A 23,778-nucleotide genomic window follows, 5' to 3' on the forward strand; every position below is an offset into this window, starting at 1 on the left:
GGTGCCTCAAGGGCGGATGAGGGTATGATGACGACCGATGAACCCTCACCCCGTCCCCTATCCCACGAGTGGGAGAAGGGATCCTTTAGCTTAACGACAATGGTCCTATGAGTGTCCATATAAAAACGTACCCTAGGTGACGCAAAAAACGTACACCTGGAATTCTGCAGTTTTTATTTTTCATACCCACACAATAACAAATAGCTATAGATGCAGCTAACTCTCTTTGGATAAATTTAAAAAATCCGCTACCTGTTTATAATCATCAAATACGGCTACTGCTCCAGCTGCCATAAGGACAGCCTCTTCTTGTTGATGATAAATATCTATTCCTACCGCGGTTACTTTAACACTTTTTGCCATTTCCATATCGGTAAGAGAATCACCTATCATCAAAGTCGTCGCTGCAGTTCCGTCGTATTCTTCAATAATTTCTTCTAGCATTTGGGGACAAGGTTTTGCTGGTACTTGTCCCGCAGAGCGAGTAACTTTAAATAGTTTATCAAGGCCTGCAGCCTGCAAAGCACGAGACAAGGATTGATGTCCTTTATTGGTTGCAACCGCCAGATTTATCCCTGCTTCATGTAATTGATAGATCAGTTCACGAACACCAGGCATCAAACAGACATCTGCGGAACGAGAATGCATAGCCAATTGCACTGCCTGTAATAATTGTTGATGTTGTGGTGCAGTCAAGTGCGGATAAGTCTTTTTTAAAGCCTGTACCAAACCTAAATCAACAAATTTTCTCGCCTGATTGGGGTCAAAATCGCCAAATCCTAGCAAATTCGCTTCTGTAGCAACAACATGTAAAACTATTCCCAAAGTATCCGCAATAGTACCTTCCCAGTCAAATACTACCAAATCATATGGATTGCTCATTGCTCACTACGCTCCTCGCACGTAATTGTTTTAGTGCGGTAGAAAAATGATTATCTGCATCAGCTTGAAACAAATGCTTTGTGCCATTTAATTCAAATTGAATCGATCGTGCGTGTAAAAAAAGACGATGATGTTGATTATCTATCCCTTCTACATCTCCTGCAAGTGCCCCATATTTTTTATCCCCGACTATAACATGTCCTAAATGGGCGCTATGTACACGAATTTGATGCGTACGCCCGGTTTTAGGACTGGCCTCGACCCAACATGCCTGTTGATAATTTTCAAGAAGTTTAAATACCGTTTCAGAAGCTTTTCCTTCTTCTTTAACGGACACAATGCGCTCACCTGATTTTAAAGTATTTTTTTCAAGTGCAGCACGCACGGTGACTTGTTTTTTACCTTCCCAGCGATGAGTCAATAAGGTCCAATATGTTTTTTGCACCTCACGTGCCTCAAGTAATGCATGCATTGCCCTCAAGGTACTTCTTTTTTTAGCTAATAAAAGACATCCCGAAGTGTCTTTATCAAGACGATGGATCAATTCAAGATAAGTTAAATCGTTTCGGGTTTTTCTCAACGCTTCGATTACGCCAAGACTCAAACCACTTCCACCATGAACCGCAATACCTGCAGGCTTGTTTATAACCAAAAAACAAGGGTCTTCAAAAATGATGCAATCTTTCAATCGTTTGGCCAAAGCATCGCCCACAAATACCTCTTTTGATTCGGAAACCCGAACCGGAGGAATACGAACATTGTCCCCGGCATGTAATCGTGAATTGATTTGTGCTCTTTTTTTATTAACTCGAACCTCACCACCACGAATAATTCTGTAGATATGACTTTTGGGAACACCTTTTAAAATACGAATCAAATAATTATCCAGACGTTGCCCTTCTTCTTCATTACTGATTTCTCTATAACTTACTTCACTCATTTGTCAATAAACCTGTTTGCTGGGCGTGATTTTTTTGGTATGATCGCCTGTAGCGTGGGAAAATTTCCATGCAACCGAATTATAACGCATTTAAATAAAAAAAGCGTAACTATTTACTTTAAAGTATATGCTAATCATTGAGGAAGAAGGGCTTTGGCCCATCTAAATGAGTGATTATTTGTTAAATAGAGTTACATAAAAATAGCGCTTCCATTTAAGCATAAGATATAAGGAAGCGACCCAATGCCAGAGATAAATTGACCATATTTTTGACAGAAACCTACGCATGCCAGACATGCTTTATACCGATTACGAATTATTTCAGGGCTTTCGCACGCCTTTGGCTTCCTATTTCAACCCGTTTGGTTTGTAATCAGTATATCTCACAGTATGCACCTCTCATCAGACCTCTTTCGAAACTCGCTGCAGAGCGACAAATGCTAGGAGGAACGGAGCACAGAACCTCAGTGTACATGTACGTACATAAGGATTCTGTTGAACAGGGTACATGTGTAACGTCTGTTTATAGGGCCATGGGTTCGCCTAAAGATCACATCGCTTATTGTTCAATCCCAGGTGCTACTGATCGATTACCTACTTGCGGTGAAAACCCCGGATTTTCCAATATTGCAACACAGCATACTGAGGTATGCCATGAAGCACAGAAAATCCAGACCTCAACCAAAAGCATCGAAATATCAGTAAATCCAATTGAACCTCTAAGGTATTTTGAGCCTTATATTAGGTTTTTTTCACGTTTCGCTAGATTGAGCCAAAAATGGCTTGATTTTCGAGTATCGAAGCGTAGCCTATACGAAGTAGGTGCGCATCGAAACGCAGAAAATCAAGACATTTTGGACATGATAATAGAAAGGTAAAGAGACCCTATCTCAACTTGAATGATGGCGCCCTTAATTATGGGGTAACAGATGGAAAAAATGTTAATCAATGCGATACAAACTGAGGAAGTTCGTGTTGCACTTGTTAAAGATCGTTATTTATTTGACCTGGATATTGAATGTCCTGGTGAAGTGAAAAAAAAGGGTAATATTTATAAAGCAACCGTCACCAGACGAGAGCCGAGTCTCGATGCTGTTTTCGTAGAGTATGGTTCTAAACGTCAAGGCTTCTTGCCACTTAAAGAAATCGCACCTGAATATTTAAGCAAAAATCCTGAAGAATTTGGCGATGAAAAACCACCTATCACTTCCTTAATCCGAGAAGGCCAGGAATTGTTGGTTCAGGTTGATAAAGAAGAACGTGGCAGCAAAGGAGCGGCGCTAACAACCTATATTACCTTAGCAGGTTGTTACCTGGTTCTGATGCCTAATAATCCTCGCTCAGGCGGTATCTCCAGACGTATCGAAGGTGAAGAGCGTGACGAACTGCGAGAAACACTCAATGCATTGACTTTACCTGAAGACATGGGACTTATTATCCGTACAGCGGGTGTAGGCAAAAGCCAAGAAGAATTACAAGATGACCTGGATATGCTGTGCAATCAATGGCAATCCATCAAACAAGCTTATAATTCCGAACTTGCCCCTTCGTTGATTCATCAAGAAGGTGATGTCATCATTCGTTCTATTCGTGATAATCTACGTAAGTCCATCAGCGAAATCATCATCGATGATCAGATTTCTTACATTAAAGCCAAGCAATATATTGAGCGAGTAAAACCAGAATTCTTACCTAACTTGAAGCTCTATAACAGCAGCATCCCTCTGTTTAACTTCTATCAAATTGAAAGTCAGATAGAGACTGCATTCCAGCGTCAAGTGATGTTGCCGTCTGGAGGTGCTTTGGTGATCGACAGAACCGAGGCTCTGGTTTCAATTGATGTCAACTCAGCTAAAGCAACGGGTGGAGCAGATATCGAAGCAACTGCATTCAATACCAATATTGAAGCAGCCGACGAAATCGCTCGCCAGTTACGTCTACGTGATTTGGGTGGTTTAGTTGTTATCGATTTCATTGATATGAGCTCCAGTAAAAATCAACGGGATGTTGAAAATCGCCTGAAGGAAGCATTACAAGCTGATAGAGCACGTATTCAAGTCGGACGAATTTCTCGCTTTGGTCTTTTGGAAATGTCGCGCCAACGTCTGAGATTATCACTAGGGGAAAGTGCTCAGGAAGTGTGTCCACGTTGTGAAGGACGAGGAACTGTTCGTAACATTCAGTCTCACGGATTGGCAATTACACGTCTTATTGAAGAAGAAGCATTAAAGGAAAAGACCGCTGAAATCCAAGTACAGCTTCCCGCAGAAATGGCGACGTTCATTATGAATGAGAAGCGTAATTTCATTAAAGACATTGAGAAAAGGCATAGTGTTTCAGTAATGATTATCGCCAATCCTTACATGCACTTACCTCAGTACTCAATCACTCGTCTAAAAGAAGATAATGTAGGTAAATCGAAAAAGCCTAGTTATTCTCTAATCCAACAGCCTGAATTACATGTTCCCGGTAGTGAGGCAGATAGTTCTTTACGAGATGAACCTGCAGTCAAACCATTAACTGAACATCAACCGGTAAAAAGCGCGCAAACCAGCTTTATCAAGCGCTTATGGTCCAGTTTATTTGGTGGACATGCAGATGCTTCGGTTTCAGTGCCACAAAGTCAGGCTAAAAGAATACCAGGTCGTCATCAAGCTCAGGCAAAAACGCCTAAAGGTTCTGGCGGTGACCGCAGATCGCAAAATAGAAGACGTCGGCCCAGTGGTAACCAACAACAAAGAGCCAGTGCAGGTAATAATCCAACTGCTTCTAACCAGAATCGTAGAAGAACAGGCCAACAGCAACAAGGAAATATCAAACCGGCTGCTAAAGGAGATGGCCAGAAAAAAAGAGAGTCTGCAGTAAAAGAATAAAGCTGCCCCATCAGCCCGAGGACACAAGAGATCTCACGCGATAGCACAATGTTATGACGGGAGATCCCTCGTTGCACTCGGGATGACGGCCAAAAGTCCCCTGTTTTACGGCCTTGTCCTCACCCTGGCTACAACTCAGGTGCCATTCCAGGAAGGGATACTCCACGAATAAAGGACTCACCTTCAATAGTAAAAAGTAAAATTATTCGACATAACAAGGAGAGTTTTAGATGATACCCGTAAAAGGTTATGCGGCTCAAAGTGCAAAAGCCCCTCTTAAACCGTATTCATTTGAGCGTCGTGATGTTGGAAAAAATGACGTGCTGATTGACATCCATTATTGTGGCATCTGCCACTCCGATATTCATCAGGTAAAAGATGAATGGGGAGGCTCCTTATTTCCAATGGTTCCAGGTCATGAAATTGTTGGTGTAGTCAGTCAAGTAGGTCCATCGGTGAATAAGTTTAAGGTCGGCGACCACGTTGGTGTAGGTTGCTTTGTTGATTCCTGCCGACACTGCGAAAGCTGTCATGAAGGAGTGGAACAGTTTTGCGAAGAAGGAATGACTTTAACCTATAACAATCTGGAAAAGCGCAGTGGCAATTTGGCTCAAGGCGGCTACTCTACCAAAATTGTTGTTGACGAGAACTATGTACTAAAAATTCCCCAGAACTTACCTATGGATGCAGCAGCACCTTTACTGTGTGCTGGAATAACCCTCTACTCACCCTTGAGGCATTGGCATATTGGTCCCGGGAAGCGTGTAGGTATTTTAGGCTTGGGTGGACTTGGACATATGGGAGTCAAACTAGCCCATGCAATGGGAGCTGAAGTTACCGTTTTGAGTCATTCGCTGAGTAAAGAAGCCGATGGTAAACGCATGGGAGCCGATCATTTTTTTGCTACATCAGATCCTCAAACCTTCCAAAAGTTAAACAACTATTTTGATCTCATTATCTGTACTGTTTCCGCCAAAATTGATTGGAATGAATACATCCAATTACTCAAACGCGATGGAACTATGGTTGTTGTTGGGATTCCGGAAGAATCTATCCCAATCAATGCATTTTCCCTGATAGCCAAACGTAGAAGCCTGTCTGGGTCAATCATCGGAGGGATTAAAGAAACTCAGGAAATGCTCGATTTTTGTGGCAAGCACAACATCGTGTCGGATATTGAATTAATTCCCATACAACAAGTCAACGAAGCGTATGCACGTGTCCTAAAAAGCGATGTCCGCTATCGTTTTGTCATTGATATTGCCACTCTCTGAATTTGTAACCTGAAGTGCCCCGTCATCCCTCACTAAGATTCGGAATGACGGGAGCCACTGTACCGCACCCAAGCTACGGTACCGCATTAAGCGAGGCAGTTCCAAATAAGCTCAAAATTAAAAATGCCAGGAAAATAACGATAAATAAAAAGAAGAGTACTTTGGCAATACTGGTTGCCGTGGACGCAATGCCGCGAAAACCAAATAAACCTGCAACAATGGCGACTACCAAAAAAATGAGCGCCCACTTTAACATGATGATCTCCTTATCTTAAGCGATAATTCTTACATTTTGAGTATAGTCGAAAAAGCGGGGATAATGAAAAGACTGTAGGATGTAGGCTGGTTATAGCGAAACTGTCATGCCAAGCTTAGCGAAGCATCTTCTATTGTATAGTTTGTGCTACATATGCCCTGGATGACGAGGGGTAGCTTTCGGTACGTCCAATTCAAATCATAAATCGGTGGCAATGGGATTAACACCAATATTGGGATTGATACCGCAATCATCAAGAATTTTGAGTAAATTATTCCCTTTTTTGGTTAACCGTTTGATGCAATACTCTTCAAGATAACTTTTTAAAATGTATTCATAATCAGGCAAGGTGAGAATCTTGAGTATTTTTTCTGCCATTTCCAAATGGCGCGCATTGTTATAATTACAGGCTTGAAATAAAACGCCACCTAGCATTGCGGCAATACTGGCTTTACGCAGAGGATTAGCCAGATAAAAACGTTGGATGCATTCATCTATAGCTCGTTCCTTATCCCAAGATACCCACTCATTATAAAAGGTCATAGCAGGTTCGAAATTAATAAAATCATTTTTTTGTAATTCTTGAATGGCATAAGCAACGGCAACAATCGCCTGTATATTGGCCCAAGAACAATTGCCACTAATTTGCGAACTAATTGGCATTTTGGCGATGGGAATCAACCCTAATTGTTGGTTAATTACTTGATGGAAATAACGTCTCGGTTGTTTTTTATAAAGAAAATCCTGCAGAAAACGAACATTCAAGGCTTCGGGATTACTCATTTTATAGATATTAACACTCCCCTCCTGTAAGCTGTTTTCACCGCGATCAATTTTAGCCCACCATTGACCAAAACGAATAAATCCCATGGCATGTCCACGACTGGCTGCGGGAAGAATCAACATCGGTGCTTTTAAAAATTCCTGCACCCGTCGCATTTGTTGTTCGTTCAAATAAGGCAAGTGCTGATATTGTAAAAGCTCCTCTGCAAGCGTAAAGCCATCGATAATAACGTAGGCCAATGGAAAATAGTCGCGTAAATGGCGTGTTGAATAGCTGCTGATAAAACGTCTTAAAGCATCCCTTATCACGGCAACAGTAAATTCAAGGATAAAACCTTCATAATCCAGTTCAATAAATTCACCCTTGGCATTTACTATATCAACATCCCCTTGCAACTCAAAACGATGCCCAATAAGTTTGCCGTTAATGAAATCAAGGGCAAAATCAAGTTTAGCCCCATATTGATAGAGTAAACGTTTGAGCGTCTCTTGGCTGCGCAATACGGGATAAACCAATACAGAAAGTCCATTGCGCGTATATGCATTGGGATCTGCACCACTGTTTAATAACAATTGCGCCATTTCGACATCATTATTATCCACCGCCCAATGTAAAGGAGTACGCCCGGTCACGTCGGCTTTATTCACATTGACTTTACGAACAATTAATTGCTCAGCAATGTGAGTTTGGCGTGTAATAGCGCACTCAATTAAGGGTGTAAAACCATATTCATCAATGTCATCCAACGATTCCCCTGCTCGAAGATAAGCTTCAAAATCAGGCATTCGATGGCTGATTATGTCACTTGCAATTGTCATTAAGGACCTCTAGGTTTAGGCGTATTAGTGAATCGAGGCATATTACCTAAACGCAGTTGTTTTTCTTGCTCCTGATTGCGTCGTTCATTATCGTATTCGCGTCGCGCATCCGTATTTAACGGAGGTTCAGGATTTAAAGGTGCATCAATGCCATCAAAACGCTGACTGTCTAGGGCTGGATGTTGCAAAATATTATTTTGCAACTCTCCTTCAAGACCCGGTTGAGCCTCATTATTGGAGTGTTCACGAGCTTTCACCGATGCCATTCGTCGCTCGCCTTGCTGTTCAGCCAAACGTCTCTGTCGCTCCATAGCTTTAGTTTCCACAACTAAAAAGGAAGAGCTTTCCGTACGAGTGAATACGGGAAGATCCGATACTCTTTTAAGTAAGACATACACCGCTCCAACACCACCATCACTAGGCTTCGCGCTATGAAACGCAATGACCTCTTGGATTTGCGGTAACCAGTGATTCACTAAATTCTTTAGCAGCGGAGGAGCATTTCTAGTGCTTTGTGTACCATGAACAATAAGTATGGATTGTTTATTCTTCTTCACTTGTTTTTGAATAAATTCCAGCAAAGCCTGACGCGCATCCTCTGGCTTTAAATTTGAAAGATCCAGTTTTGCTTCCCAAGGAATTTGCGCAGTTTTTAATTCATTAAACCGCTTACCAGAAACATTGGGTGTAACATAAGCTAAAATACTACTCGCAAGAACAGGCTCTTCAATATCATCGGTTAAATAATATTCATTTAGCATAGTTTAAAATCCAATCATGTTAATCAAAGTATAACTTAGGTTGCAAAAAGTAGGAGGATTTTTTTAAAGTTCTGCTTATTGTACAAAAACTGTGATTCTTGAAGCCTGGATGTTTTTTAGCCCGGATTAGCGCAGCGTAATCCGGGTTCTTTTGACGTCATCCCGAGTAGCACCAGGGACCTCTCGTCATCATACAGAGTACTGCGGAGATCCCTAACTAGCGTTCGGGAAGACGGGCCCATCATCGAGGCTACAATACCGCACAAAATATCTTACAAAAATTCTCTTTGCAAAATTTCAGCAATTTGTACTGCATTGGATGCCGCACCTTTGCGAATATTATCCGCAACAACCCACATATTTAATCCATTAGGATGAGAAATATCCTGCCGAATTCGCCCAACAAACACCTCATCATGCCCTATAGCGTTTTTAAGAACAGTGGGATAACTTGCCTTACCGACATTATCAACGACCTTCACTCCTGGAGCTTTAGAAAGAATCTTACGCGCCTCGTCAGCAGTTAAAGGCTTTTTTAATTCCAAATGAATGGCTTCAGAATGGCCATAAATAACAGGTACTCTAACTGCAGTAGGATTGACCATAATGCGGTCATCTTCCATAATTTTACGTGTTTCCCACACCATTTTCATTTCTTCGCGGGTATATCCATTCTCTTCAAACTGATCAATATGCGGAATCGCATTAAAAGCGATTTGTTGTGGGTACACATTGATATTGGCAGGCCGACCATTCAAAAGATCCCCTACTTGCGAAACAAGCTCACTAATCGCTTTCTTTCCCGTACCAGAAACGGATTGATACGTCGCCACATTAATTCGAGCAATTCCTACCGCATCATATATAGGCTTTAGGGCAACTACCATCTGAATCGTAGAGCAATTGGGGTTGGCAATAATACCTCTATTTTTATAGTCAATAATACGGTGAGGATTGACCTCGGGAACGACTAAAGGAATGTCCTCTTCATAACGAAAGCAAGAACTATTATCGACCACCACACATCCACTTGCAGCAGCTTTGGGTGCATATTCTTTAGATACAGAACCACCCGCTGAGAATAAAGCGATATCCGCTTTACTGAAATCAAACTCAGCCAGATCTAAAACATCAAATTGTTCATTTCTAAATTCTACTGTTTTACCCACAGAACGAGAACTTGCTAATGGATAAAGATTTTTTATAGGAAAATTTCGTTCTTCCAATACGGTTAGAAAAGTTTCACCGACTGCCCCAGTAGCACCAACAATAGCTATATTTAATTCTCTACTCATGATTAACCTCTTCTGAATTCTTTTATCATTTTTTCTCCATGGGAGAAGAGAAAAAACTCCCTCTCCTGCTTGGGGAAAAAGGGAAATAATTAAGGGGAGTTTAGGATAATGCCTTATTTCTCAAATAGTGATCCATCAGCACCAAAGCCATCATTGCCTCAGCTATAGGCACAGCCCTAATTCCTACACAAGGATCATGTCGTCCCTTAGTCACTACAGTCACTTCTTCCCCAGAAGTATTGATCGTCTTTCCTGGGGTAATAATGCTTGAAGTAGGCTTTAATGCAATACTTACTTCGACATTTTGTCCTGTAGAAATACCCCCCAAAATTCCACCAGCATTATTGCTAAGAAAGCCCTGACGAGTCATTTCATCTCGATGTACAGAACCTAACTGATTAACCGCCGCAAACCCTGCACCCACTTCGACGCCTTTAACTGCGTTAATTGACATCATAGCATAGGCTAATGTTGCATCCAGTCTATCAAATACAGGGTCACCTAATCCTACAGGCATATTTTTTGCGATCACTTTAACCCGGGCGCCCACTGAATCGCCTCGACGTCTTAAGTGCTCAATTGCCTCCTCAAGATCCTGGATTTGAGTATTATTTGGGCAGAAAAAAGGATTATTAGGGATCTCCGCCTCATCAACAAAGTCCAGAATCAAATCGCCCATTTGCTGTAAGTAACCCACGATTACCAAATTTAAATGACGTTGCAAATACAAACGCGCAATCGCCCCAGCTGCTACGCGTGCCGCAGTCTCTCGCGCTGAAGAACGTCCGCCACCGCGATAATCTCGATGTCCGTATTTATGATGATAAGTAAAATCTGCGTGGCCTGGCCGAAATAAATTTTTGATTTCTTCATAGTCCCGAGATCGTTGATCGGTATTATGAATCAATAAGGCAATAGGCGCACCTGTCGTTTTACCTTCAAATACACCAGAAAGAATTTGTACTTTGTCTTCCTCACGGCGCTGTGTTGTATATTTGGATTGGCCTGGCTTACGTTTGTCCAGAAATGGTTGGATGTCTTCTTCCTGCAACATTAATCCGGGTGGGCAACCATCGACCACACAGCCAATAGCTGGGCCATGGCTTTCACCAAATGTTGTTACCGTAAATAAAGTTCCAAATGTATTACCGGACATTAAAATACTCGTCTAGCTGCTGCTTGGTTAATAAAAATATACCTTGTCCACCATGACTCATTTCAAGCCAAGTAAAAGGAACATCGGGATAGGCCTCGCATAGAGCCTCCTCACTATTCCCTACTTCTACAATCAGGACACCCGCTTCATTTAAATACTCAGATGCATTTTGCAGAATTGTTTCAACGATAGCTAATCCATTATTACCAGTTTCCAAAGCTAAAACAGGTTCATGACGGAATTCATCAGGTAAAGTCTGCATCTCTTCCTTACCCACATAGGGAGGATTACTGACAATTAAATCATAGCCTACCTTTGGTACTTTGGAAAAACAATCAGACTCAATCAACGTTAGTTGGTCTTCAACCCCCAACTGTTCGCGATTTCGCGCAGCAACAGCAAGCGCTTCACTAGAAATATCAACTGCATCAACCTCTGCCTCAGGAAACGCATAACAACAGGCAATCGCAATGCATCCGCTGCCCGTACACAAATCCAAAATACGATGGACTTTTTCCGCATCGACCCAGGGAGAAAATTCATTTTTAATCAGTTCTGCCATTGGTGAACGAGGGATAAGAACTCGTTCATCCACATAAAAGGGAATATCACAAAAATAAGCTTCTTTGATTAAATAAGGCACTGGTACGCGTTGATTAATTCGCTTTTCCAATTGATGGTGTAAATATTTTTTTTCACTGGTAGTCAAACGTGCATTAAGCCAATTGGGGTCTAAATCATAAGGCAAAGACAAGCTTCTCAGGATTAATGAATGCATATCATCCCAAGCATTATCGGTGCCATGGCCATAATATAAATTCGCATGAGTTGCACAGGACACACTAAAACGTAAAAAATCCAAAATCGTGACTAATTCTTCCGTTTCCTTAAGTATATAATTGCTCATAGGGGGTCAATTCTCATCCAGAAAAAGTACAAATTGTACCCTATGTTAATCAACAAAAGTAGTTGTATGTTTGCCTTGATGAAAACTCAGATTTGAATGCAACACAGTCGAAACGAGATTCTTTTACCATTATCCCTCGCTTCATCAGGGATGGCGGGTTCTTTCATAAACTTTATATTTCATAGCCAGGGGTGCAGCACAGCGGAACCCGGGTTATACTTCAAATATCATTTATTATTTTTACTAAACTATGGCTGACGATTTTTTGTCCGATGAAGACAAAGCCTTGTTTCGCGAACATATGCGTTCTGTAAAACCTTTGAAGAAACAAACAAACCAGGTCAAAGTGGCTCAACCCAAGCCTTCAGTTCCACCTAAAAAAAATACACCCCAAGTAACACAGGAAAAAAAGAAGTATTACTTATCCGATATGATTGTGGACACGGTTCTTTCAGAAACCATTTTATCCTATTCTCATCCCAGCCTTGCCAGCCAAAGATTTAAAGCATTAAGGCATGGGCAAATCCCATGGGAAGCCCGCTTGGATTTGCATGGACTAAAAAGTGAAAATGCCCGCGATACCTTATGCCAATTTATTCAAACCCAGGCAGAAAACAACAGCAGATGCATTTTAATTATTCACGGTAAGGGCGGTTACCAAGGTGCACCCCCGGTGATTAAAAATTTACTCAATCGTTGGCTACCCCAGTTAGACGAGGTCTTGGCTTTTCACAGTGCCCTACCCAGGGATGGAGGAAGTGGTGCAGTTTATGTGCTGCTTAAGAGAAACAGATAATTACGTCATCCCAAGCCCGCCGAAAGCCCCCCATGCAGCACCCTATTGCCATGAAGCGATCTCTCGCTTCTCTCGAGATAACCGTAAAAGATTCCGGGTTTCGCTACATGGCGCCCCCGGGTACATAGAAAATAGTTCTGTGACTTGCGTTAATGCCTCATTCTGGTGATAATTCCCACATTAATAAAATATCCAAGAGAGAACATGGAACACTTTAGTCAATTTATCATTCATCATTGGCAGCTATGGCTGGCCTTTATCGTGATTTTATTATTAACTTTTATCAACGAATTAATCACCCAAAAAAGGAAAGCAAAGGAATTAACCCCTCAAGCCGCTGTCGATTTAATCAATCATGAAAATGCGGTGGTCATTGACTTGCGTGACAAAGAAGCCTTTTCGAAAGGACACATAATTGATTCGATCCATGCTAAAAGCGAAGATTTTGAACAACAGAAAATGGATAAATATAAAAATAAACCCCTTATTCTAATCGCCTCACGAGCTTTTGATGCTCAGACTGTTGCCAATAAAATTCGTGCTCAGGGCTACCAGCCTCATGTATTAGGTGGTGGAATCGCTGCTTGGCAAAATGCCGAGTTACCCTTGGTTAAAGGAAAATAAATTATGGCTGAAGTCATTATTTACAGTACCGGATATTGTCCTTACTGTGTCCGAGCCAAAGAGTTATTACAACAAAAACAGGTTTCATTCACCGAAATTCGTGTTGATGTGCAACCCGAATTACGTGATGAAATGATAAGCAAAAGTGGCAGACGTACTGTTCCGCAGATTTTCATTAATGGCCAACATGTGGGTGGCTGCGATGATTTATATGCCCTGGATGGTCAGGGGAAACTCGATAAATTACTAAGAGGATAATAATAACATGAACGATCAAGCTAACCAGGCGCAACAAAATCAAAATGAAACACAATTCATGATTCAAAGGATTTATACTAAAGATTTATCTTTTGAAACGCCTAATACCCCGGCTGTATTTCAGCAACAATGGGAACCTGAACTTAATCTTGAACTCAATACTACCAATACAAAACTGGAAGAAGGTGTTTTTGAAGTGGTATTAACCGTTACTGCCACAGTAACCAATAACAAAACAACTGCGTTCCTTGTTGAAGTAAAACAAGCGGGTATTTTCACCATTCAAGGCGCTCCAGCGAATCAACTGGATCATTTGTTAAACAGTTTCTGCCCCAATATTTTATTCCCTTATGCTCGTGAAGCAATTACATCTCAAGTAATTCGTGGTAGTTTCCCACAACTGGTACTGGCACCCATTAATTTTGATGCGCTGTACATGCAACAACTTGCAGAAAAACAAAAAGAAGGCAAAGCGTAAAATTACAAGTGCACTAATAAGATAAACAGGGTGCAGGCGAAATTGTATAACATAAGTAAGGAATTTCCCTTCTTCCCCTGCCCCAGTCATCCCCAGTTCAACGAGGGATAACGAGGACAAAGAGGAGAAGGGGGCTATGCGGGCAGATGAGGTATAATTAACCCTCACCCTGCCCCTCTCCCGCTTCGGGAGAGGGGATTCCTTAATTTAATGATAGTCAAAACCCTGCTTCCAGCTCTATTTAACCCCTATTCAAGAACATAAAATGAACCAAAAAACCATTGCTATATTAGGTGCCGGCTCGTGGGGCACTGCCGTTGCAATTCACCTAGCCAAAGCGGGTCATCGTGTTTTGTTGTGGGGGCATGATCCACAGCACGTTGCCCTGATGAAGGGAAAAAGATCAAATCCAAATTATTTACCGGATATCGCTTTTCCTGATACTTTGGAACCCTTGGCTGATTTGGATCAATGTATCAATGAAGCCAATTACGTCATTATTGCTGTTCCTTCCCATGCATTTGCAGAAATTATTGCAAAAATTAAAAAATCACCCCAAGGTTTAGCATGGCTAACTAAAGGTATCGACCCACAAAGCCATCAATTATTAAGTGATCTGGTGAGTCAAACTTTTGGTTCTACTTTTCCACAAGCAATTATTTCAGGTCCATCGTTTGCCAAAGAAGTGGCTCATTTTTTACCTACAGCAGTCACTTTAGCCTCCAACGATCTGCAATATCAAAAAGATATCCGCGAACTACTTCATCATCACAACCTACGTGTTTATCTGAGCGATGATCTGATCGGAGTGCAAATTTGTGGTGCGATAAAAAACGTCTTGGCTATTGGCTGTGGAATCAGTGATGGTTTAGGTTATGGGGCTAATGCCAAAGCGGCATTAATAACGCGTGGTCTGGCAGAAATGGAGCGTCTTGGGCTTGCTTTAGGTGCACGTGCAGAGACTTTTCTTGGTTTGGCTGGCGTTGGCGATTTAGTATTGACCTGCACCGATGATCAATCACGAAACCGTCGCTTTGGTTTACTTTTAGGGCAAAATATCAGCATCAACGATGCAGAAAAGCAAATTGGCCAAGTTGTGGAAGGAAAATATAATGCATCACAAGTCTGCTTCATCGCCAATCAATATCAAGTGGAAATGCCAATATGTGAACAAATTAACGCGCTGTTACAAGGAAAAATTACTCCAAAACAGGTAGTGCAAAATCTAATGAGTCGTCCACCGAAGGAAGAATAATTCTTTTTTAATTCCCTCACCCCTTGCCCCTCTTCCGAAACGGGAGAGGGGATTTTTGTAATGGCCTCACTAATTTCCCTTCTCCTCAAGGGGGAAAAGATGCCCGTCAAGGCGGATGAGGGATACGTTCTATTTAACTCTTAACATCCACAAGCTCAATATCTTCCGATGCCAACTGCTCACCCAAAAATATCTCGCCTACAATCTGGAAACGTTTGATGGAATCGGTTACTAAATAATTGACTTTGCGATTCAAGGAAGGGGTATCATTCAGTAAATCCTGCTTTTCAAGCAACTGATGCAATGCCCGCGATGTGGCATGTGCTGAATCCACTATAGTTACCCCTTGCGGCAATAAAGTGCGCAGCAAAGGCTTAAATACCGGGAAGTGGGTGCATCCCAACAAAACCGTATCTTCGTTAGTAAATCCATCAAGATAATGTTTTAACGCTTCACGTGCAACCTGATTATCCACCATACCTTCCTCAGCCAGGGCAACCAAAACACTGCACGCACGCGTATTAATTACTGCCTGCGGTAGTTTTTGGATGATGAGCTTCTGGTATGCGTTGGATGCAATCGTGGTTTCAGTCGCTAAAACAATAATACGTTTGTTTTCAGTTGCCGCAACAGCTGCTGCAGCACCTGGAGCCACCACACCAAGCACCGGCATATCGGGTAGCATTTCCTGCAAGTACGGCAATGCCGCAGTAGTTGCAGTATTACAGGCGATAACTAAAGCCTTAATCTGCCGCTCTACCAGCAATTTTGCCATTTGCATTGCATATTGTTTTACAGTATCCGGGCTTTTAGTACCGTAAGGCAGCCGGGCTGTATCCCCTAAATAGATAAACGATTCTTGCGGCAAGCCCTCTCGCAATGCCCGCAGAACCGTTAATCCGCCCATCCCTGAGTCAAATACACCAATCGCCAGTTGGCTTGAATTCAATTGAATCCCCCTTATTTTAGCTGTTACGGGTTGTTATTTCCACCAGGAACGGGAGTAATAGTAGCTTCCATCTCTCCTCGCGCTTTAATATTCCGCTCCGCTTGGTCTGCAATACCCTGCCTGCCTGTACTCATTTTATCTCTAAAGAGACTGGTGGCACTTACCACACCTTTATCGACTTGATCTCTTTTCTTTGGATTAACCATAGCCTTAAACTCGTTTTCAATCTCCTCAACAAGCCCTCTGGCTGAACCTTTGAATACTGTATTATAAAGAGAGTCTTTAGCAAAACTTTTGCCGCGTATCCCCCCTAACTGCTTATCCTTACCCTGATCAGGTCTCCACGCACAAGAACCTCTAAATTCTATCTTATCCATTGAAAATTTTGGGTGATGCTCTCCTAGAACGCACACCGCGGTCCATAAATAGGCTAATTCTGTCTCCTTTCCATGCACCCCTCTTAATTTAATAGGGCTTTTACCATCCCAGTCTTTTAACAGCTGTTTTGCTGCTTCCATACATTGTTCTGCCCGATAGTTTTTATCCTTAGCGACTATTGGCAGGCTGACACTTATAGGCTTAGAACCGGTGGTGCTAGGTTTACCCTCTGGATGATAATTTACAGTAACACGAGCTTTACCATTGGGGTCTTCTATCTCATCAGGTTGACCAGGTTGACCGCGAGCGGGGTTGTCTTTTTTGTGAACTAAATCAGCACTGAAGACATTACCTTTTTCAGGTATTTCGTGAACTTTATAGTTAGGAGAACTTTCATCAACGTTAGTGGTGACGCTCGTTGTGCCTACATTTGCGCTGCTTTTTGATTGAAGTATTGCTGTTTTTTCCTGGCCTATGGGAATTACTGAATAAGTAACAGTTGCTTTCTCCACCTGAACAGTAGCCTTACCTTTCATCACTTTATCAATGTTTGCTATGGCGCCATCCTCTCCATTGATTTGTTTTTGTAGTCCTTTATAAAATTCCAATTGCTGATCAATTGCCTTTATTTCCGCGTCTAACGCTTTACGTTGTTTTTCTGACTTTGCCGTAGCAGGCGAAGGTATTGCTGCTAAGTATTTCTGAAGATCATGTTTTGTGGTATGTAAATGCTCTACGATCAGCCTAGATTGTCTTGACAAATCCTGATACTTCTCTTTCACTTCATGAGCTTTGTTCTTCGCTTTTACATCATTTGCTCCGCTAAATAAAGCGGGTAACGCCGCAAGCTCTGCATTAAGACTTTTTAAATATCCTTTATGTTTTTCAATTGTAGATTTTGTTTCTTGTACTTGCTCTAATTTTCTATCAATAGAACTTCTACCTCGCTTTTGCGCATCCTCATCTCCAGCTAAATCAGATTTAATACCTAAAATTTCTATATCACTGTATACATCAGATGTAAACTCTCTGCTTAGTGCGTCTTTTTGATTTCGCTTTACTGGATCCGCATTCGCTGCTGTTTCTGGAATTAATTTATCAAGAAAGTCTTGAACATTTTTACTTTCAACAAAAGCTTCTCCAGCAGTCTCGAGTTTTTTGCTGGTATCTACCATTCCCGCAGGTGCCACTCTTAAAAAAGCATCTAAGAACCTTTTCGCTCTGGCTCCAGTGGTTGCTTTTGCATAATATTCAAGTGCTGCTTTATTGCGTGTATGTTCGTCTTGAGCAGCAACAGCAATAGGATGAGCATTAGGGTCAGTAGTGAAAGCATTAGCGTTATGATCTGTAAAACCAAAAGCTTGATAAAAAGCAGCCTCCTGAGGGTCGTTCGCTCTGGCAAAACATGCTGTACTAATTGCATCAACAACAGTTTTAAAATTGGCTTTAGTAGATATATCCAATGGCAATATCGGATTAGTTCTTAGTGCTGTATTTATGGTATCAATCATAACGGGGGTAAGGGCTATGCGAGGAGTAAACCCGGCCATAACCTTCGCAATTGTGGGATTATGGATTTGCTTAAACGCAGCAGCCCGAGCATTTTCAGCGACTAAATCGACAAGTCCACCAAGTACCTCGCCCTTGACATTTTTACTTCCCAAATGGAACTTGAGCTCCGTTTCAGTTTTTGCTTGGATTAGCACCTCAAGTTTTTGGGTATCTACTACATTGGATCCATCGGGTAATGTTTTAACTATCTCTTCTTGTTTTTCATTGGGTAAATCGTTAAAAACTGCAATTAATTTCTGATGTGCAACTTCGCCTAAACGAGTTTTTTTAACTTCTGCTGCAAAATCCAGTTCGCGTTTAGCTCGAGCATAATTCCCTAACTGCTCACCCAGTGCTTTTCTTAACTCAGGTAGATCCTTTTCCTTAACAAAATCAAAAGAAGCAACTCCAGGTACCTTTTTCGCGAGCTCTTTCCGGAAACTCTCTAGATCTTTAGCAGCTGTTTCAAGTTCTTTTAAAGAAGTAAGATCAGCCGGGGTACCTCCTGCTCCTATTGCTTTAATAGCATTCTTCGTTAAAGCTACTTTAAACTCGGCTAGGTTAGCATCTGTTACAGCTTTTTCGATGATGCCATTATCATCAGCAATGTTGATAAAGGTTTTTAAGTGTCCTGTTAAGTTAGCCGAAGTTGTATCATTCAATGCAGCGACTAACTGTGCATCGCCGACACCTTTATTTATAGTTAATATCCTTGCTTTCAGATATTGTTCACATAATGGTTGTTTATGACTCGTTGCAAGGGCCTTTTTTTTGTCCTCAGGCAAGTTCGCTATTCTGGACTTATATGGGTTCTGAGGATCCTCTTTTAAATTGGCATGCCCAGCTAATCCCTCTATCAAAAGTTTTTCATCTTTTTTGAGGGTATCTTGCATTCCCAAAAGCTGTGCATCTGTAACACTACTTCGAAATTTTTGCAGTTGTCTCTCAAACTCAACTATAGCCGGTGCATCAAGCAAGTCCTTATGGCGTTGTTTAGCTGCCTCAACAACTACATCAATTGAGTCTAATGCCAACCCCTGAAGAACGTCATCTACTGTTTTTCCTGGAGGGAGAGGAGGAAGCCCTCCTGCAGCAGTAATAATCTTGTCCGCAGCCGCTTTGAAATTTGCTAGATTATCTTTTGCCTTGACTAAATCATCAAATAATTTAGGATCAGTAAGTCCGGGTTTGGCCATTAATTGAATTAATAGCTGGTTTGCTGCTTCTTTTCTAATTCTAAGCACGGCCTCTTTAGTCAGGATGTCTTCATTGGCTGTATTCCATCCGGTTTTCCCGCTGAGATTAAGGTTAAGATCATTTTGTCTTGATTCTAAATAGGTTCTAAGTATTGTTCCATTATCGCTGTAATCAGATGTTAAAAGACCAATTAAAACATCGGGTGTTGTACTGGCTAATGCAAATTTGACACGTTGTTCAGCAGCGGCTTGTCTCATGCTTTTAAAAGTATCTGGAGTTTTGGGGTTCAATTCTAAATAGTCGCCGCCCATGAGTTTTGGTCTCGCAACCAGAGCTGCAAGGTTTGGCGTATCGATTGTGCCCCAAAATGTTTTATGATCAACCGCCGCCTTTTCAAAAGCTGTTTGACTCGTTTCATCGGCTAACAATATCGCTTCTAATGCACTATCTCTATCACTCGGTGTTGCAGTTCGTAACGCTGAGGTATTGTTTAACGCGGCTAAAAACTCTTTGTTCTTCATTGGCATAATTACACACTCCGCAAACCATTATGTTTTTATTTTAAACTTATTTTATTAAAATAACCTTAAATTTCATCGCCCAAGCATATCTTGCTTGAATAAAGGCGGTAAGATGGACTAACGTTATAACATTATTATAGCAAGATTAAAGGATTAAGTGTGAAAATCATACTAACTGGACTATTATTTGCAGTAATAAATGGTGTTTATGCTCAAGGTTGTGTCATTGGTGAAATTCCCTCCCAACCGCGTTATGTGTGTTTTGATGGCAGAACATTGCAACTTGCAGAAGACGGTCATTACCGCTGGAACGCGAAAAGAGGCTGTTTTGTCAGCGCCGTCCCCTGTTGTGCCTATAAGGCCACCCATTACGCCTTTTACCCTAACCCCGCCAAAATTGGCGCCGCATATGCCCGTTGCCGTCATGATTACCCCTTCCACTTGGGGGAAATGCAAACTCATTAGCAAAAAGTCGGACTACACATCTGCTTTCGATGTAGTTTGAGCCTAAGGCTTAAGCTTCATCGTTTTTAGCGAACCGGAGTGGTGCCTGCGCAACATAGCTCTTGCTCTTCAAAACGCATGCGCCGTTCTCTCTCGCTATCAGAAGAACAAGAAAAGAATGAAAATAAACTGTGCTCCTTGGGCTTATTTTGCGCCATAGCCTGGTTAATCATGGTATTGGCTTCCCATTGGGTTGAAGTCCAACCATATAATCCGCGTAATTGGCGAATAATCCATAATCTGCTACGTAACTGGCGGATGTATTTCACGCCAGCAGCCTCTTCTTCAGAGGAGTTTCCATTTATATCGTCCTTTAATTGTTGTAATTGGTCATTAAAATCAGGGCGTCCCTCATTCAACTTAATAAAATGTTTCATGCATCCAAGCGCCAAATCCTTTTTAAATTTCAAACCAAACTGATGATCTTCACCTATATCCCTCAAAATCTGTTTAAAATCTCCATAATCCATATTCTCTCTAATTCCTTCTAAATATGGGTTTTTAAAATGATACGATCTAATGGTTAACAAGAACTCACTTTTGTATTCTTTTGCGTGTTGCCCCTCGTGTATCAATAAATGTTTGGCGATTAACACCCCATTGTTTTGTACCGTGTCGTGATCTATCTGTTCCGCTTGCACACGTTCCAGTGCAAGATCAAGAGGAGTCTTGCCCGCTCTGTTTCGCACATTGAGGAATTGGCCAAACATCTCCAAGGTTTCTTCATACCGGTATTCGCCAAGCTTAATTGCAACATGTAGCGGCGTATCTTCAGGATCAAATCCATCTTCATTTTGAGATAACTCTTTAAAACGAACAATTGAGTCCCGGACTTGCTGCAGGACCCTTTCTGTTGCCCAACGCGGGGGAACGATTTCGTTTACTAAAGCAAGTGTTTGTTGTTCATCTAATTGACTCACATAATTACGAAATTCTTGGCTGGAAAACAATACAGCGCGCAAACGCGCAAGCCTGGCAGTAGTGGCCTGGATCATTAAGGCAACTTGTGCGCGCTCCGAGGCTTTGTTCATATCAGCACAGTCAGATAAGGTCTGCTGAATAAGCTCTTTAGGCATGAGAATATGTTTAAAAAAGGATTTCCATTTCGCCCTGATAAAATTAGGCTTACCCCCTAATTGAGAAAAAGCATTGATTTCAGCATAACTACGGTACTCCTTATTATCAAAAGGATTAGCAAGATAACCAAATTTCGTAGGCCAATAGGCGTTGCATGAGGTGCTTAAACACATGAGCGACTCAAGATCATTCACAGTGATATCAAACGCATGAGGACCATGGAATAAATGGAAAGGTCTTCTGGTTTTAAATCCCATGATGCTGTCTACAAACATTAAATCATGATCAATTTTGAAAAATACCGCATGGGGGCTACCCGCACGCTCTACCAAATAAAAACCATAATTTCCTTTATGTAAATCATCCTCTTCCAGGGTATAAGAAGTCGCAAAGATACTGGCCAGTGATTCATAATCAATGGTTAATTGCTCAGCCTCCTCGGCGTTCACTAAGTCTGCAAAAAAGCCTTGCGGGAGCTTATCCAGGAAATAAATAGGTATTTTGGTGGAGTCTTCCACTTTCTTAGGAGAGCAATCACACCCATCATCCGTTTTTTTTAAGGTATAAAAATGATGCTCTAAGCCTTCTCTATTGGCGATGACATAACACAGATGCTGGACTGCCAAACCTAGAATACGATGGTCTTCATTAACCACTAGATTATTAGCAGGAGTGAGTTCAGGTAATAGAAAAAGACGAGCCAATTGGCCAAACATTACTTCAAGACGCGACAATTCGGGTAACCCGTACTTATTCTTTTTATAAATAATTCTGTAGGGCAAATTTTTGTTATCGGGAGGAGTATATATGGCATTGAGAAACGCCACATGCGCGGTTGCTTGTGTCGCTGGACCTTTATTTATGTCTTTTATATGAAAAAATTCTGCCATACATCAAAGGAAGCCAAAGGATCACATAAGGAAATCAAATTGTGTGAAATTTTAACATAAGTCCAAAAAATATCAATTATCTTCGATGCTTAGACTGTCATCCTGTGAATCAAAATCTCCAGCACTATTCAAACGAATTTGTAAACCTACATTATTTTTCGAGTCGGCATATTTGATCGCATTTTCCTTGGAAATTGCCCCAGTTCGATATAATTTTAATAAAGCCTGATCGAACGTCTGCATACCTTGCTCCGTACTACGCTCCATCGCTTCCTTAATGTCATCTATTTTGCCTTTCTCGATTAAATCAGATACATAAGGAGTGTTTAATAAGAGCTCCACAGCTGCCACACGCTGATTATTCACCCCGGGGACCAGCCGCATCGATATAACAGCTCGCAAATTAAGGGATAAATCCATCAAGACTTGTTTTCGTGCGTCTTCTGGAAAAAAATTAATGATACGATCCATCGCTTGGTTCGCATTATTGGCATGCAAAGTTGAAATACATAAATGCCCTGTCTCTGCATAGGCAATGGCATGTTTCATGGCATTACGTTCTCGTATTTCACCGATTAAAATCACGTCTGGAGCCTCCCGCATTGCATTGACTAAAGCATTATCATAACTCATCGTATCAATGCCCACTTCACGTTGATCCACTATAGATTTTTTATGTTGATGAATAAACTCTATTGGATCTTCAATCGTTAAAATATGACCGCTTTGATTTTCATTCCGATAATCGATCATGGCGGCCAAAGTGGTTGATTTTCCCGAACCGGTAGCACCCACTACAAGAACTAGCCCACGTAACTCCAACACGATTGTTTTTAAAATAAGAGGTAAATTTAACTGCTCAATTGAAGGGATTTTATTCTTGATGTAGCGCACCACCATTGAAATATCACCACGCTGACGAAATAGATTGATTCTGAAGCGTCCAACCTGGTTAATAGAAAGCCCCATGTTCAGCTCCATAGTGGCCTCAAATTCTTTACGCTGATCATCATTCATCAGCGATAAAGCAATTTCAGCCATTTGTTGCGACTTGAGAGGTGCCTGCCCCACCGGAGAAATAACTCCTTCAATTTTAATATTAGGTGGTGCACCCACACTAAAAAACAAGTCTGAAGCCCCTCGATCGACCATTAATTTAAAAAAAGGAGTTATGTCCATATATCACCTTTGTATCATTAGAAACGTAGCCTGGGTGTAAGGGGAACACTGTTGTATTCCCTTCTTCCCATGGGGAGAAGGTGCCCGTCAGGGCGGATGAGGGTTTTGACTACAGCGAATGAACCTTCACCCCACCCCTCACCCATTTATGGAATAAGGGGGATTCTTCTTAACT

The 23,778-nt window shown here is 41.5% G+C and carries 20 protein-coding genes; 8 read left to right on the forward strand and 12 right to left on the reverse strand.

All coding sequences use genetic code 11. The features are described 5' to 3' along the window. Window positions 1-216 precede the first annotated feature (216 nt). Entirely contained in the window at window positions 217-882 is a 666-nt protein-coding gene (locus ACF8MK_RS01595) for an HAD family hydrolase (protein WP_392537899.1), read from the reverse strand. Further along, on the reverse strand, window positions 866-1,822 hold the full coding sequence (locus ACF8MK_RS01600) for an RluA family pseudouridine synthase (RefSeq protein WP_392537900.1): 957 nt from the start codon (window positions 1,820-1,822) through the stop codon (window positions 866-868). The genes ACF8MK_RS01595 and ACF8MK_RS01600 overlap by 17 nt, the downstream gene beginning before the upstream one ends. 929 nt (window positions 1,823-2,751) lie before the next feature. Between ACF8MK_RS01600 and ACF8MK_RS01605 the strand changes: the two genes are divergently transcribed. Continuing rightward, entirely contained in the window at window positions 2,752-4,695 is a 1,944-nt protein-coding gene (locus ACF8MK_RS01605; RefSeq protein ID WP_392537901.1) for a ribonuclease E/G, read from the forward strand. Window positions 4,696-4,925: 230 nt separating this feature from the next. Beyond that, complete coding sequence (locus ACF8MK_RS01610) at window positions 4,926-5,969, forward strand: NAD(P)-dependent alcohol dehydrogenase (protein WP_392537902.1); 1,044 nt, start codon at window positions 4,926-4,928, stop codon at window positions 5,967-5,969. A gap of 73 nt (window positions 5,970-6,042) precedes the next feature. On the opposite strand, the gene ACF8MK_RS01615 is transcribed toward ACF8MK_RS01610, so the two are convergent. The 6 genes from ACF8MK_RS01615 to prmB form a co-directional block, all read right to left on the reverse strand. Further along, window positions 6,043-6,225, reverse strand: coding sequence for a DUF1328 domain-containing protein (locus ACF8MK_RS01615; protein WP_265704238.1), 183 nt, complete (start codon window positions 6,223-6,225; stop codon window positions 6,043-6,045). Between the two features lie 198 nt (window positions 6,226-6,423). Beyond that, window positions 6,424-7,827 (reverse strand): Dot/Icm T4SS effector AnkH/LegA3, encoded by a 1,404-nt coding sequence (gene ankH / locus ACF8MK_RS01620; protein WP_392537903.1) that lies wholly within the window; start codon window positions 7,825-7,827, stop codon window positions 6,424-6,426. Then, entirely contained in the window at window positions 7,827-8,588 is a 762-nt protein-coding gene (locus ACF8MK_RS01625; protein ID WP_392537904.1) for a Smr/MutS family protein, read from the reverse strand. Before ACF8MK_RS01625 ends, ankH begins: the two co-directional genes overlap by 1 nt. A gap of 272 nt (window positions 8,589-8,860) precedes the next feature. After that, entirely contained in the window at window positions 8,861-9,883 is a 1,023-nt protein-coding gene (locus ACF8MK_RS01630; RefSeq protein WP_392537905.1) for an aspartate-semialdehyde dehydrogenase, read from the reverse strand. A gap of 100 nt (window positions 9,884-9,983) precedes the next feature. Next, complete coding sequence (aroC, locus tag ACF8MK_RS01635) at window positions 9,984-11,039, reverse strand: chorismate synthase (protein ID WP_392537906.1); 1,056 nt, start codon at window positions 11,037-11,039, stop codon at window positions 9,984-9,986. Then, window positions 11,029-11,946, reverse strand: coding sequence for a 50S ribosomal protein L3 N(5)-glutamine methyltransferase (gene prmB / locus ACF8MK_RS01640; protein ID WP_392537907.1), 918 nt, complete (start codon window positions 11,944-11,946; stop codon window positions 11,029-11,031). Before prmB ends, aroC begins: the two co-directional genes overlap by 11 nt. A gap of 250 nt (window positions 11,947-12,196) precedes the next feature. Between prmB and ACF8MK_RS01645 the strand changes: the two genes are divergently transcribed. The 5 genes from ACF8MK_RS01645 to ACF8MK_RS01665 all read left to right on the forward strand — a co-directional run bounded on the left by ACF8MK_RS01645 (window position 12,197) and on the right by ACF8MK_RS01665 (window position 15,357). Beyond that, on the forward strand, window positions 12,197-12,742 hold the full coding sequence (locus tag ACF8MK_RS01645) for a Smr/MutS family protein (protein WP_392537908.1): 546 nt from the start codon (window positions 12,197-12,199) through the stop codon (window positions 12,740-12,742). Window positions 12,743-12,946: 204 nt separating this feature from the next. Then, on the forward strand, window positions 12,947-13,366 hold the full coding sequence (locus ACF8MK_RS01650) for a rhodanese-like domain-containing protein (protein ID WP_392537909.1): 420 nt from the start codon (window positions 12,947-12,949) through the stop codon (window positions 13,364-13,366). Between the two features lie 3 nt (window positions 13,367-13,369). Beyond that, the gene (grxC, locus tag ACF8MK_RS01655; protein ID WP_392537910.1) at window positions 13,370-13,624 is read left to right on the forward strand and encodes a glutaredoxin 3; all 255 of its coding nucleotides are present in this window, start codon (window positions 13,370-13,372) and stop codon (window positions 13,622-13,624) included. Window positions 13,625-13,631: 7 nt separating this feature from the next. Continuing rightward, window positions 13,632-14,102, forward strand: coding sequence for a protein-export chaperone SecB (gene secB, locus ACF8MK_RS01660; protein ID WP_028381197.1), 471 nt, complete (start codon window positions 13,632-13,634; stop codon window positions 14,100-14,102). A 265-nt stretch (window positions 14,103-14,367) separates the two neighbouring features. Further along, complete coding sequence (locus ACF8MK_RS01665) at window positions 14,368-15,357, forward strand: NAD(P)H-dependent glycerol-3-phosphate dehydrogenase (RefSeq protein ID WP_392537911.1); 990 nt, start codon at window positions 14,368-14,370, stop codon at window positions 15,355-15,357. 133 nt (window positions 15,358-15,490) lie between these two features. Here the strand turns inward: ACF8MK_RS01665 and murI are convergent, their stop codons facing one another. Together murI and ACF8MK_RS01675 are read right to left on the reverse strand one after the other, a co-directional pair. Then, the gene (gene murI / locus ACF8MK_RS01670) at window positions 15,491-16,306 is read right to left on the reverse strand and encodes a glutamate racemase (protein WP_392537912.1); all 816 of its coding nucleotides are present in this window, start codon (window positions 16,304-16,306) and stop codon (window positions 15,491-15,493) included. Window positions 16,307-16,329: 23 nt separating this feature from the next. Then, window positions 16,330-19,959, reverse strand: coding sequence for an interaptin (locus tag ACF8MK_RS01675; RefSeq protein WP_392537913.1), 3,630 nt, complete (start codon window positions 19,957-19,959; stop codon window positions 16,330-16,332). A 153-nt stretch (window positions 19,960-20,112) separates the two neighbouring features. Between ACF8MK_RS01675 and ACF8MK_RS01680 the strand changes: the two genes are divergently transcribed. Beyond that, window positions 20,113-20,418, forward strand: a complete 306-nt coding sequence (locus ACF8MK_RS01680) for a hypothetical protein (protein WP_392537914.1) — start codon at window positions 20,113-20,115, stop codon at window positions 20,416-20,418. A 65-nt stretch (window positions 20,419-20,483) separates the two neighbouring features. On the opposite strand, the gene ankK is transcribed toward ACF8MK_RS01680, so the two are convergent. Continuing rightward, a complete protein-coding gene (gene ankK, locus ACF8MK_RS01685) occupies window positions 20,484-22,424 on the reverse strand; it encodes a Dot/Icm T4SS effector AnkK/LegA5 (RefSeq protein ID WP_392537915.1) in 1,941 nt (646 codons plus the stop codon). Window positions 22,425-22,496: 72 nt separating this feature from the next. After that, window positions 22,497-23,603: a PilT/PilU family type 4a pilus ATPase gene (locus ACF8MK_RS01690; RefSeq protein ID WP_392537916.1), complete on the reverse strand. Its 1,107-nt coding sequence runs from the start codon at window positions 23,601-23,603 to the stop codon at window positions 22,497-22,499. Window positions 23,604-23,778 lie beyond the last annotated feature (175 nt).

Source organism: Legionella sp. 227, assembly GCF_043161935.1.
In the GTDB taxonomy this organism is placed as follows: Bacteria; Pseudomonadota; Gammaproteobacteria; order Legionellales; family Legionellaceae; genus Legionella; species Legionella sheltonii.